At 64.7% G+C, this 11,788-nt stretch carries 12 protein-coding genes; 8 read left to right on the forward strand and 4 right to left on the reverse strand.

The genetic code is table 11. The annotated features are described in order from the left end of the window. The first annotated feature begins 114 nt into the window (after positions 1-114). The 7 genes from dctP to LR948_RS11320 all read left to right on the forward strand — a co-directional run bounded on the left by dctP (position 115) and on the right by LR948_RS11320 (position 7,247). Positions 115-1,140: a TRAP transporter substrate-binding protein DctP gene (dctP, locus tag LR948_RS11290; RefSeq protein WP_232754121.1), complete on the forward strand. Its 1,026-nt coding sequence runs from the start codon at positions 115-117 to the stop codon at positions 1,138-1,140. 80 nt (positions 1,141-1,220) lie between these two features. Further along, positions 1,221-1,742: a TRAP transporter small permease subunit gene (locus LR948_RS11295; RefSeq protein WP_232754122.1), complete on the forward strand. Its 522-nt coding sequence runs from the start codon at positions 1,221-1,223 to the stop codon at positions 1,740-1,742. After that, positions 1,732-3,048 carry a TRAP transporter large permease subunit gene (locus LR948_RS11300; RefSeq protein ID WP_232754123.1) on the forward strand — a complete coding sequence of 439 codons (1,317 nt, stop codon included), beginning with the start codon at positions 1,732-1,734 and terminating at the stop codon, positions 3,046-3,048. The genes LR948_RS11295 and LR948_RS11300 overlap by 11 nt, the downstream gene beginning before the upstream one ends. Positions 3,049-3,059: 11 nt before the next feature. Next, a complete protein-coding gene (locus LR948_RS11305) occupies positions 3,060-3,257 on the forward strand; it encodes a hypothetical protein (protein WP_232754124.1) in 198 nt (65 codons plus the stop codon). 4 nt (positions 3,258-3,261) lie between these two features. Continuing rightward, a complete protein-coding gene (gene araD / locus LR948_RS11310) occupies positions 3,262-4,995 on the forward strand; it encodes an L-arabinonate dehydratase (protein ID WP_232754125.1) in 1,734 nt (577 codons plus the stop codon). Positions 4,996-5,002: 7 nt separating this feature from the next. Beyond that, positions 5,003-5,728, forward strand: coding sequence for a ribonuclease activity regulator RraA (locus LR948_RS11315; protein ID WP_232754126.1), 726 nt, complete (start codon positions 5,003-5,005; stop codon positions 5,726-5,728). A gap of 10 nt (positions 5,729-5,738) precedes the next feature. Next, positions 5,739-7,247, forward strand: a complete 1,509-nt coding sequence (locus LR948_RS11320) for an aldehyde dehydrogenase (NADP(+)) (protein WP_232754127.1) — start codon at positions 5,739-5,741, stop codon at positions 7,245-7,247. A gap of 441 nt (positions 7,248-7,688) precedes the next feature. On the opposite strand, the gene LR948_RS11325 is transcribed toward LR948_RS11320, so the two are convergent. From LR948_RS11325 to LR948_RS11340, 4 genes are read right to left on the reverse strand one after another with little or no spacing between them, the layout of a single operon-like run. Next, positions 7,689-8,876: an aromatic amino acid transaminase gene (locus LR948_RS11325; protein WP_232754128.1), complete on the reverse strand. Its 1,188-nt coding sequence runs from the start codon at positions 8,874-8,876 to the stop codon at positions 7,689-7,691. 6 nt (positions 8,877-8,882) lie between these two features. Then, positions 8,883-9,209: a hypothetical protein gene (locus LR948_RS11330; protein ID WP_232754129.1), complete on the reverse strand. Its 327-nt coding sequence runs from the start codon at positions 9,207-9,209 to the stop codon at positions 8,883-8,885. A gap of 3 nt (positions 9,210-9,212) precedes the next feature. Continuing rightward, complete coding sequence (gene proC, locus LR948_RS11335; RefSeq protein WP_232754130.1) at positions 9,213-10,013, reverse strand: pyrroline-5-carboxylate reductase; 801 nt, start codon at positions 10,011-10,013, stop codon at positions 9,213-9,215. 1 nt (position 10,014) lies between these two features. Continuing rightward, positions 10,015-11,052, reverse strand: coding sequence for a zinc-dependent alcohol dehydrogenase family protein (locus LR948_RS11340; RefSeq protein WP_232754131.1), 1,038 nt, complete (start codon positions 11,050-11,052; stop codon positions 10,015-10,017). A gap of 142 nt (positions 11,053-11,194) precedes the next feature. Between LR948_RS11340 and LR948_RS11345 the strand changes: the two genes are divergently transcribed. Then, entirely contained in the window at positions 11,195-11,674 is a 480-nt protein-coding gene (locus LR948_RS11345; protein WP_232754132.1) for an Lrp/AsnC family transcriptional regulator, read from the forward strand. Positions 11,675-11,788 lie beyond the last annotated feature (114 nt).

The raw sequence follows: 11,788 nt of genomic DNA on the forward strand, positions 1-11,788 counted from the left end.
CCTGTCGCTTTCTTGTTCGAGAGCATAGAGCCTTCTTGCCAAAGATACACTAATATATTAGTACATCAGAAGCCGAGGGGGGAGGCCCCTGGTGATGTCCAAGGGAGGACCTTTATGACCTTTTCCAGAACCGCCGCGCTTTCCATGTCCGTCTCGATGCTCGCCGGACTGGCCCATGCCGAGACGCTGAACGTCCAGACCTCTTTCAACGCAGGGGACTTCTCCACCAAGTACATCACGGAGGAGTGGCTGCCGAAGATCGAGGAGATGACAGAGGGGCGTGTCTCCATCGTGCTCACGCCGAACGGGTCGGTTGTGCCGGCGCGCGACACGCCCGAGGCCGTCGCCGCAGGGGCATTGGACGGCGATTTCACCTCGGTCAACTATTTCTCCGGCCAGGAACCCGCCTTCGCTCTGCTGGGCGACCTGATCTCGGGCTACGACACGCCCGAACAGATGATCGGTTTCTGCCAGGAAGGTCCCGGCGAAGAGATGATGCAGAAGGCCGCCGACGCGATCACCGGCGGCGAGGTCAAGGTCGTCGCCTGCGGTCCCTACTCGCGCGAGGCACTGGTCGCCCGCGAGCCGATCCGCACCTTCGAGGATCTCGAAGGCAAGAAGATCCGCTCGCCCGAGGGGCTGGCAGCGGCCGTCTTCCAGGCCGCGGGCGCGTCGCCCGTCGCGATCCCGTTCTCGGAGGTCTTCGGTGCCATCGAAAAGGGCATTGTCGATGCCGCCGATGCCTCGGCCTATGTGAACAATGACGCGACCGGCCTGCACGACGTGGCGCCCTACCCGCTTTACCCGGGGATCCACTCGATGCCGGCGATGCAGTTCACCGTGAACCGCGAGGTTTGGGACGAGCTGGAGCCGCAGGATCAAGAGGCGCTGCGCACCTGGTGGTACGACGCGATGCGGGCCATGGCCGCCGAAACGACCAAGCTGGATCGCGAGCTGGCAGAGCGCGACGACCAGAAGGACGATATCGAGGTAATCGACTGGGCGCAGGAAGATCGCGACCAGCTGCGCGAAGTGGCCCGCAAGGAGTGGGAAAACTACGCCCAGAAGTCCGAGCTGGCACAGGAAGCGCTTGCGGCGCACCTCGCTTACATGACCGAGATCGGCCTCTTCAAGGAATAACCATCTCTCCCGCCCCGGGTGCGACGACGTTCTGAACGTCGCCGCACCCGGGATTTGTTTCAAGCCAATGGGAGGGACCCATGAAACGCCTACTCGCGGGCTACGCCGAGGTGATGGACCGGTTCAGCGTCTTCATCGGGCATGCCTGTTCCACGCTGTTCTTCACCTGCATCGCGGTCTCCGCACTTGAGGTCGTGCTGCGCTACGGCTTCGACAGCCCGACGGTCTGGTCGACCGAGCTTGCCATGACATTGTGCGCGACTGTCTGGGTTCTGTCGGTCGGATACGTGACCCAGCGCAACCGGCACATTTCCATCACCATGCTGGAACTGCTCGTGAGCCCGCGCATGTGGCAATATTTCCGGCTGCTTCAGCTGTTGATCGCCTTCGCCGCAATCCTGGTTCTGGCGATGGCGCTCTGGGGGCCCGCCGAGAAGGTGCTCGGACGTCCCGAGCATTCCGGAACGGCATTCAACTCGCCCCAGCCCACGTATCTCAAGGTTCTGATCGTCGTCGGCTGCGGTCTCTACCTGGCGCAATTGTTGGCCAACATCATTCGTTGGTTCCAGAAGACCGAGGGGGACCTGTCCGGTGGGCATTGAACTGATCACGCTTTTGATCGTCGTGGCCCTTCTGGGCCTGATGGCGATCGGGGTGCCGCTGGGCATCACCACACTGTCGGTCTCGCTGGTCACGGCGATCCTCTATTTCGGCGAACGCGCGGGCTTCTTCATCGTGGCCGCGAACGTCAGCGAAGTGCTGCACAAATACGAGCTGATCGCTGTGCCGTTCTTTGTCTTCATGGCGAACGTCCTCGAACGATCGGGGATCGCCAAATCGCTCTTCGACTCGATGGCCATCGCCGGCGGACGGTTCCGCGGGTCGGTCGGCGTGCAGACCTGCATCGTGGCGGTGCTGCTCGCGGCGATGTCGGGCATCATGGGCGGCGAGATCGTCATGTTGGGTCTCATCGCGCTGCCACAGATGCTGCGACTGGGATACGACAAGAAACTGTCGATCGGCATCATCTGCGCCGCGGGCGCTCTGGCGACGCTCATCCCGCCGTCGGTCGTGCTCATCGTCTACGGGCTCGCCGCGCAGGTCTCGATCACCAAGCTCTTCGCCGCCTCGGCGATGCCCGGCATGATGCTGGCCTCGCTCTATATCGCCTACATCCTGGTGCGCGTGCGGCTGAAGCCGGAAATGGCGCCGATCTACGATATTCCCGAAACCGGGCTGCCTTTCTTCCAGCGTTTGAAGTTCCTCAAGGGCATCATCCTGCCGGGCGTGCTGATCTTCACCGTGCTGGGCGTGATCTACTCGGGCATCGCCACAGTGACCGAGGCAGCGGCCATCGGGGCTGTCGGCGCGCTGGTCGTGGCCGGCGTCCGCAAGGAACTCAACTGGACCATGGCACGCGACGCCATGCGCCAGACCGTGCTCACCGTTGGCTCGATCATCTGGCTCGTCCTGGGCGCGGTCTCGCTGATCGGGATCTACAACCGCATCGGCGGCGGCGACTTCCTACGGGGACTGCTGACCGGCCTCGACCTGCCGCCGCTGATGATCGTGCTGGTCATGATGCTGATCGTCATGGTGCTGGGCACCTTCCTCGAGTGGATCGCGATCATCTTCATCACGGTTCCGATCTTCGCGCCGGTGGTGGTCGACCTCGGGTTCGACCCGGTCTGGTTCGGCGTCCTCTTCGCCATGAACATCCAGATCTATTACCTGTCGCCGCCCTTCGGCCCGGCCTGTTTCTTCCTGAAATCCGTCGCCCCAAAAGGGATCGAGCTTCAAGACATCTTCGTCGCCGTGCTGCCGTTCATCGCGCTGCAGGCCCTCGGCCTCGCCCTCGTGCTGTTCTTCCCGGACATCGCACTTTGGCTGCCAAACCTACTCGATTGAGGAGATCCGTCATGACCCAGGACGACGACCGGGGCCCGCCCCGTCAGGATGACGACAGGGACCTGACGCGGCAGGACGAGGAGATCGACGAGGCCCATTTCACGGCCGATGAGATCAAGGACAAACATGATTTCGGCAATTGGCCCGACCTGGTCGGGCTGGCCTTCGCGGTCGCCGTGATCTGGTACAGCTTCAGCTTCACAGGGTGATCCGATGACGAAGAAAACGCCAGGCGACCTGCGCTCCGCGCGCTGGTTTGCCCCGGACGACCTGCGCAGTTTCGGCCACCGGTCGCGCATGATGCAGCTCGGCTATGACGAAGAGGACTTTCGCGACAAGCCGGTGATCGGGGTGCTCAATACCTGGTCTGAGCTCAATACCTGCCATTCGCATTTCCGCGAACGGGTCAAGGACGTGAAGCGCGGCGTCGCCCAGGCCGGTGGATTCGGCGTCGAGATGCCGTCGCTATCGGTAGACGAGAGTTTCACCAAGCCCAGTTCGATGCTCTACCGCAATCTGCTCGCCATGGAGACAGAGGAGATGATCCGCTCGCATCCGCTGGACGGCGTGGTGCTGATGGGCGGCTGCGACAAGACCACGCCCGGGCTGGTGATGGGCGCGATCAGCGCCGGTGTTCCGATGATCTACCTGCCCGCCGGCCCCATGCTGCGCGGCAACTATGCCGGCAAGATCCTCGGCTCCGGCTCGGATGCCTGGAAGTATTGGGACGAACGCCGCGCCGGCAATATCTCGGACGAGGAATGGCTGGGCGTGCAGGGCGGTATCGCCCGTTCTGCCGGGACCTGCATGACGATGGGCACGGCATCGACCATGACCGCCATCGCCGACGCGATGGGGCTCACGCTGCCCGGCGCCTCGTCCATCCCCGCGGTCGACAGCGGCCACCAGCGCATGTCGGCGGCCTGCGGGCGCCGCATCGTCGATATGGTCTGGGAAGACCTGACCCCGGATCACATCGTCACCCCCGAGTCCTGCCGCAACGCCGCCGTCGTGGCGATGGCGACAGGCTGTTCGACCAACGCGGTGGTTCACTTGATCGCCATGGCGCGGCGCGCAGGGGTGCCGCTCACGCTCGACGATCTGGATGCCCTGGGGCGCGTCACCCCGCTGATCGCGAATGTGCGGCCTGCGGGCAGGGACTACCTGATGGAGGACTTCTACTATGCCGGCGGTCTCCGCGCGCTGATGAAGCAGATCGAGTCCATGCTCGAGACCTCGGCCCTGACGGTAACCGGCAAGACGATGGCCGAGAACCTCGAGGGCGCCGAGGTCTACAACGATGACGTGATCCGGCCCCTGTCGAACCCGGTCTACCACGAAGGCTCGTTGGCGGTGCTGAAGGGCAATCTCTGTCCCTCGGGTGCGGTGATCAAGCCGGCCGCATGCGATCCGCGGTTCTATCGGCATGAGGGACCGGCGATCGTCTTTGACAGCTATCCCGAGATGAAGAAGGCCGTCGACGACGAGACCCTCGAGATCACGCCCGACCACGTGATGGTGCTGCGCAACGCCGGACCACAGGGCGGTCCGGGCTTCCCCGAGTGGGGGATGCTGCCGATCCCGAAAGCGCTGATCAGACAGGGGCACCGCGACATGCTGCGGATCTCCGACGCGCGGATGTCGGGCACCTCCTACGGCGCCTGCGTGCTGCACGTCACGCCGGAAAGCCACGTGGGCGGTCCGCTCGCGCTCCTGAAGACCGGCGATACCGTGCGCCTGGATCTCGCCAACCGGCGGCTCGACATGCTGGTCGACGAGGCGGAGCTCGAGGCGCGTCGCGCGGCGCTTGCGCCGCCCAAGCCCCGGTATGAACGCGGCTACGGCTACATGTTCCTCAAGCACGTCACCCAGGCGGACGCCGGCTGCGACTTCGACTTCCTGCAATCCGATTTCGGCCGCGCGGCGGGCGAGCCCGATATTTTCTGAGGCACATATGACCGACTACGTACTCTCCGAAGAAACCCGCGCGCGGTACAAGCGGATATCAACGGCATCCATCGCCACGCAGCTCTACAAGCGGGGCTTGCGCAACCAGTTCATGCAGGGCGTGCGCCCGGTGTCGAAGAAAGCCGAGAACATGGTCGGCCAGGCCTTTACCCTGCGCTACCTGCCCGCGCGCGAGGACCGCAATCCGCTCGAGGTGTTCCGCAACGCCGACCACCCGCAGCGCGTCGCCGTCGAGACCTGCCCGCCCGGCCAGATCCTCGTGATGGATGCACGCGGCGACGCCTCAGCGGCGACAGCCGGCTCGATCCTCGTCACGCGGCTCCAGGTGCGCGGTTGCGCCGGCGTGGTCTCGGATGGCGGCTTCCGCGACTTCGACGGCATCGGCGAGTTGGACATGCCCGCCTTTTGCGCCGGCCCCTCGGCACCGACCAACCTGACGAAACACGAGGCCATGGAGCGCAACATTCCTGTCGCCTGCGGCGGTGTCGCGGTTTTCCCGGGCGACGTTCTGGTGGGCGACGGCGACGGCGTCATGGTGATCCCGATGCACCTTGCGGACGAGATCGCCGAGGTTTGTTCCGGGATGGAAAGCTTCGAGGCCTTCGTTCTGGAGGAGGTCCTCGCGGGCACGCCGATCATTGGCCTGTATCCCTGCACCAAGGACGAAAACCAAAAGAAATTCGAAGACTGGCAGCGCGCGCGCAGCCAGTAAGGAGGACCCCATGACCTATCAGCCACTGGGCAAACACCTGATCGCCGGGACGTGGATCAGCTCGGACGATACCTTCACGTCGCAACCGGTCACCGGTGATCCGCTGACGGTCGCCTCTGGCGGCGCCGTTGAGGTCGAACAGGCTGTGCAGGCGGCCGAAGAGGCCTTCCTCACCTACGGATGGACTTCGCGCGAGGCGCGTGCGGTCTTTCTTGAAGCCATCGCGGAAGAGATCGAAGCGCGCGGCGACGACATCACGAGGCTGGGCTGCGCAGAGACCGGCCTGCCCGAGGCACGCCTGCAGGGCGAACGCGGCCGCACAACCGGCCAGCTGCGCATGTTCGCCGACCACATCCGTGCGGGCGACTACCTTGACCGGCGCCACGACGAAGCGCTGCCGGACCGGCAGCCTCTGCCGCGCCCCGACCTCAAGATGGTGCAGCGGCCCATCGGGCCGGTCGCGGTCTTCGGGGCGTCGAACTTCCCACTGGCCTTCTCCACCGCCGGCGGTGATACGGCCTCCGCGCTCGCCGCGGGCTGCCCGGTCGTGGTCAAGGGGCACCCGGCCCATCCCGCGACCGGCGAGATCGTCGCGGAGGCCATAGCGGCCGCCATAGAGCGGACCGGCATGCCCTCGGGAACCTTTTCGCTGATCCAAGGGACCAGCCACGACCTCGGCGGGGCGCTTGTGCGTCATCCTCTGATCCGCGCCGTGGGTTTCACCGGGTCGCTCGGCACGGGGCGCGCGCTGTTCGATCTTTGCGCGGCACGGCCAGAGCCGATCCCCTTCTTTGGCGAACTCGGTTCGGTCAATCCGATTTTCGTCATGCCGCAGGCGCTGGCCGATCGTGGCGCCCAGCTCGGCGCAGCCTGGGCCGCGTCCCTGACGATGGGCGTGGGTCAATTCTGCACCAACCCGGGCATCGTTGTCGCGCCCAAAGGCGGCGCTTTGGACGCTTTCGCAGAGGCGACCGCCAATGCCCTCTCTGAAGCAGGCGAGGGCGTGATGCTGACCGAAGGGATTGCGGAAGCCTATCGCCGCGGCGTGGCCGATGTCTCCGGGGCGGCCGGTGTCCAGGACATGATCAGCACGCCTTGCGAGCGCCGCAATGCCGCGCCCGCGGTCTTCAAGGTGAGCGCCGAGGACTGGCTGGCGAACGAGGCCCTTTCCGAAGAGGTGTTCGGCCCGCTCGGGATCATCGTCACGACCTCGGGGTCCGAGCAGATGCTCGAGGTGGCGCGCAGCCTGAAGGGGCAGCTCACAGCCACGCTGCAGATGGATGACGGCGACACCGAGGTTGCGAGATCATTTGTTCCCGTGCTCGAACGCAAGGCAGGCCGCCTGCTGGTCAACGGCTTCCCGACCGGTGTCGAGGTGGCCGACGCAATGGTCCATGGCGGCCCCTATCCTGCCTCGACCAACTTTGGCGCCACATCGGTCGGAACGCTGTCAATCCGCCGTTTCCTGCGACCGGTGTGCTATCAGAATATGCCAGACGATTTGATGCCCGCGGGCTGAGGCTGAGAGCGATCGCCCCCGACACGACGCTATTTTGGCGGATGAGAGGTGGTGAGCAGCACGCTCCCACTGGCCTGGGGTAGCATCTGAGACGTCTGTGTCGGCCTGGCAGCTCGGCAAGCGGTCAGCCAGGGAAATGGCCGGTTGGGTCGCCGTGAAGGAGGCGGCCCCGGCACCAGAGCCGGGGTTGCAATGGGGGTGATGCGGAGGGCCGCATTGGGCGGGGAGCGGAAGTTCGCTGCGCTACGTGCGAACGACCAGAATGCGCAGGAAACGGACTTGCTCTGTCAAACTGGAAGAGCACACCGCAAGCCCAACCGGCCCCCTCCAGACATCGAATGACTGGGGCTTTCTGCACCGCAGCTTCGCAGAAGGCGGCATGTTCGTCGCCCGATCACCAGTCACGAGGCAGCAGAAAGAGCATAGCGGGTTCGCGCATTTTCAGATGGACGGTGACAGAAGCCCGCATACCGCTTTGACCAGCCAGCCGACGTCGTCGTTGCCAAGGCGGGCGACGTTGATCCGGCCGCCCTGGACCACGTGGATGCCATGGTCGCGGGTCAGGGCCGTTTCCTGTGCGTCGTCCAGCGGCAGCAGCGAGAACATGCCTGACTGCCCTGCGAGGTAGACCAAGCGGTCGGTGCCGAAGAGCTCGCGTTCTATGACTACGATTTTCTTTCGCATCCGAACAACGCGCTGGCGCATCTGGTCGAGCTCGCGCAGCCAGAGGGCCGTCAGCTCCGGGTCCCGCAGGATGGTGCGCACCACCGACGGGCCGTGGTCCGGGGCGTGCGAGGCACCGGAGCGCACGATGGCGGTGATGGCACGGGTGAGGCGCGCGTGGTCCTGCGCTCGGGTTTTCACGAACAGCGCTCCTGCGCGGTCGCGGTAGATGCCAAAGGATTTGGACAGAGTGATGCAGATGACGCATTCCGGGAAACGCGCGGCGATGCGGCGGGACACGGCGCAATCGGCCTCGAACCCTTCGGCAAAGCCGAGGTAGGCGAGGTCGATCCAAGGTATGATGCCACGCGCCTCCAGCAGATCCAGCAGCGCTGTGATCTGGTCCTCGGACATATCCGCGCCGGTGGGGTTGTGGCACACCCCCTGCATCAAAAAGACATCGCCGGGGCGGGCGGCCTGCAACCCGTCCAGCATCTGGTCAAACGTCAGTTCCGCGCGCAGCCGGTCGTAGTAGGGCAGCGCCTGATAGCGCGCCCCGGCGGCGGTCAGGATCGGGACGTAGTTGCCGTAAGTGGGCGATTGCAGCCAGACGGTGGGGCGCTCTGGCATCTGCGCCAGCAAATCCGCCATCACCCGCAACGCCACCGCGCCGCCGGAGGTCTGTGCTGCGACCCAGCCCGCATCAAACGCCTCGCCCAGCACCGCCTGACCCAGTGTGTCGCAGTAGTCCTTGTCCCCGGTCAGGGCGAGGTAGGACTTGCTGTCCTGCGTATCGGCCAGCCGCTGTTCGGCGCGCTTCACCGCCTCCAGCACCGGGGTGCGGCCGTGGGCGTCCTGGTAGATGCCCACGGTCAGGTTCAGCTTGTCACGGCGCGGGTCCTGCGCAAAGAGATCGGCGCCGATCATGATCGGGTCGATGGGGTAGTCTTCGACTTGTTCAAACATCCTGCATCATTCCCCCTTCAAGATCCCGGTTGTGACCAGCGTCTCGAAATATTCGACCTTCAAGTCAAAGGATTTCAGTAGCTTCTGGGTGCTCGGCTTGACCACGGCGTCATCGAACGCCCCCTGTTCAAAATGCCCCGCAGAGCCAAGGTCTGACCAAAGGCTGGTCACGACCAACTCGCAATCGGTTCCGTTCACCTTGACCGCAAGAGACGCGCCGAGATGACTGGGCAATGCAGCCATCTCCTTGAATGTCGTGCGGTCCAGATGGTCCGCATAGTGCTGAAGCACCTCTTGAGAGCCTGCAACAGCACGCCACCATCGAATGATCATGTTCTATTCCTTGCCCAGTTCGACCGCGCGGTCGCGGCAAGCGGTCATTGCTTTTGCGATCACATCACCAAAGCCGTTGGCCTGCATCGAGGTGATCGCCGCATGGGTCGTGCCCCCGGGCGAGGTCACGCGGCGGCGCAGTTCCTCTGTCGCGGCGTCGCCTGTCGCCGCCATGGTGGCCGCGCCAAGCGCCGTTTGCACTGCCAGCGTCGCGGCATCCTCGGGGGGCAGGCCTAAGGTGACGCCGCTGCGGGTCATCTCTTCGATCAGCAGGTAGACATAGGCCGGGCCGCTGCCGGAGACGGCGGTGACCGCATCCAGCAGGTCTTCGCGCGCAAGGTCGATGCAGAGACCGAAGGCCTCGACGATGTCGCGCGCGCGGGCCCGTTGCGCGTCGTCCACATGGGCGTTCGCAAAGATCCCCGTCGCGCCCAGCCCCAGCATCGCCGGGGTGTTGGGCATGGTGCGGACGATGGCGCGGAGGCCAAAGAGCTCCTCCAGCCGGGCCACCGGCACCCCCGCCGCAATGCTGATCAGCAGCTTGCCGTCCAGCGTGCCGGAAAGCTGCCCGGCCATCTGCACGATGACCTGCGGCTTGACCGCAAGGACCACGGTGTCGGCCCCGGCACAGCCTGCGCGCGGGTCATCCGTGACCCGGACGCCGTAGCCGGTCTGCAAACGTTCGCGCTGCTCCGCACCCGGATCGACGACGGTGATCTGATCTGGTGCCATGCCCTTGGCGATCAGCCCGCCGAGGATCGCGGTGGCCATGTTGCCGCCGCCGATAAATGCGATGCTTCCCATGTCAGAATCGCGTAATCACGGTGGCGCCGACGGACTGAAACTTGTCCAATTCCATCAGGGCTTTGGGGGCCTCGGCGAGGCTGATCTGCTGGCCCACCAGCCGCGACGGGTCAAGCCGCCCGCTGGCAACCATGTCCAGCATCGCGCCATAGCGGTGCGCCTGCATCCCGTGAGAGCCGAGCAGCTCGATCTCCTGCCCGACGATCTTCGGCATCGGGATCGCAGGGGCCGCGTGCTCGCCAAGCATCAAGCCAACCTGCACGTGCTTGCCGCGCGGGCGCAGGCAGAGAATCGAGTTGGTCATGGTCACGGGATGCCCCAGCGCGTCGAGCGAGACATGCGCGCCGCCCTTGGTGATCTCCTGAATGGCGGCGGGGACGTCGGCCTCGCGCCCGTCGATCACCGCCACCGCGCCGAGCTCCTGCGCCATGGCGAGTTTCGCCGGGTCGAGATCAACGCCGATCACGTTTGCGCCCGCAGCCGCGGCGATCATCACCGCTGAGAGGCCGACGCCGCCACAGCCATGCACCGCGACCCATTGGCCCGCGCTGACTTTGCCCTGATCAATCACCGCCCGGAATGACGTGGCGAAGCGGCAGCCAAGGCTTGCGGCGGTGGCAAAGTCCATCGTCTCAGGCAGCGCCACGAGGTTCAAGTCAGCCTGATGAATCGGCACGTATTCCGCAAACGACCCCCAGTGGGTGAAGCCCGGTTGTTCCTGATGCAGACAGACCTGCTGGTTGCCGGAATGGCATTCCGAGCAGCTGCCGCAGCCGCAGATGAAGGGCACGGTGACCTTGTCGCCGGGTTTCCAGTTCTTGACGTCGCGGCCCACCGCCTCGACCACGCCGGCCAGTTCGTGGCCTGGCACATGCGGCAGCTCGATATCGCTGTCGTGGCCCATCCAGCCGTGCCAGTCGCTGCGGCAAACGCCGGTGGCGGCGACCTTCAGCACCACACCGTGGGGGTCGGGCGCAGGGTCGGCGACGGTGGTCACCTTGGGGGTTTCCTGGAATTTCTCGAAGAGGACGGCTTTCATGGCAGGGCCTTTCGGTTTGAGGCGGATTGGCGCCAGCTTAGCCCCACGGACGTGAAATACCTTTGCCAATCTTCCCTCCATCACGGATATTCAGGGCAGGTTCCGCTAATGGCGGGCCATTTTGAGAGGGAAACCACCCCCAATGCCAGAGATCGACGCCGTCAATGCCCAGCTTCTGACCCTGTTGCAGGAGGACGGTCGCATGACCAACGCCAAGCTCGCCGATCACCTCGGGATGAGCGAGACGCCCTGCTGGCGGCGGCTGAAGCGGCTTGAAGAAAGCGGCATCATCGAAGGCTACCAGGCCAACCTGAACCGCCGCAAGCTGGGCATCGGCGTGATGGCCTTCGTGCAGCTGCGCTGCTCCGAGCATGACCAGCGTGCTACTGCCGAATTCCAACGTATTGTCGAGACCACGACGAACATCCTCGCCTGCCATAACACAACTGGGGCGGACGATTTCCTGCTGATCGTGGTGGCACGCGACCTCGACGACTACAGCGCCTTCGTCGACAGCACGCTGCGTCGGCTGCCAGGCGTAACAAGCATACGGTCCAACCTGTCCCTGAAGGAGATGAAGGCGTCGAGCAAGCTGCCGGTGACTTCAACCAATGGGGGCTGAACCGAAGACTGTGGAGGTTACACTACGTGCTCGTTCGGAGAAAATAGCACACCTGGCCCACCTTGCCGGAGTTTATACAGAAGCTGCGCGGCGTATGAATGTCGTGAAAGGGCT

It is taken from the genome of Roseivivax sp. GX 12232 (assembly GCF_021272185.1).
Taxonomy (GTDB): Bacteria; Pseudomonadota; Alphaproteobacteria; order Rhodobacterales; family Rhodobacteraceae; genus Roseivivax.

Coding starts and splice junctions, on each gene's coding strand:
- dctP (WP_232754121.1), top strand. CDS start 115: ATGACCTTTTCCAGAACCGCCGCGCTTTCCATGTCCGTCTCGATGCTC.
- LR948_RS11295 (WP_232754122.1), top strand. CDS start 1,221: ATGAAACGCCTACTCGCGGGCTACGCCGAGGTGATGGACCGGTTCAGC.
- LR948_RS11305 (WP_232754124.1), top strand. CDS start 3,060: ATGACCCAGGACGACGACCGGGGCCCGCCCCGTCAGGATGACGACAGG.
- araD (WP_232754125.1), top strand. CDS start 3,262: ATGACGAAGAAAACGCCAGGCGACCTGCGCTCCGCGCGCTGGTTTGCC.
- LR948_RS11315 (WP_232754126.1), top strand. CDS start 5,003: ATGACCGACTACGTACTCTCCGAAGAAACCCGCGCGCGGTACAAGCGG.
- LR948_RS11320 (WP_232754127.1), top strand. CDS start 5,739: ATGACCTATCAGCCACTGGGCAAACACCTGATCGCCGGGACGTGGATC.
- LR948_RS11325 (WP_232754128.1), bottom strand. CDS start 8,876: ATGTTTGAACAAGTCGAAGACTACCCCATCGACCCGATCATGATCGGC.
- LR948_RS11330 (WP_232754129.1), bottom strand. CDS start 9,209: ATGATCATTCGATGGTGGCGTGCTGTTGCAGGCTCTCAAGAGGTGCTT.
- proC (WP_232754130.1), bottom strand. CDS start 10,013: ATGGGAAGCATCGCATTTATCGGCGGCGGCAACATGGCCACCGCGATC.
- LR948_RS11340 (WP_232754131.1), bottom strand. CDS start 11,052: ATGAAAGCCGTCCTCTTCGAGAAATTCCAGGAAACCCCCAAGGTGACC.
- LR948_RS11345 (WP_232754132.1), top strand. CDS start 11,195: ATGCCAGAGATCGACGCCGTCAATGCCCAGCTTCTGACCCTGTTGCAG.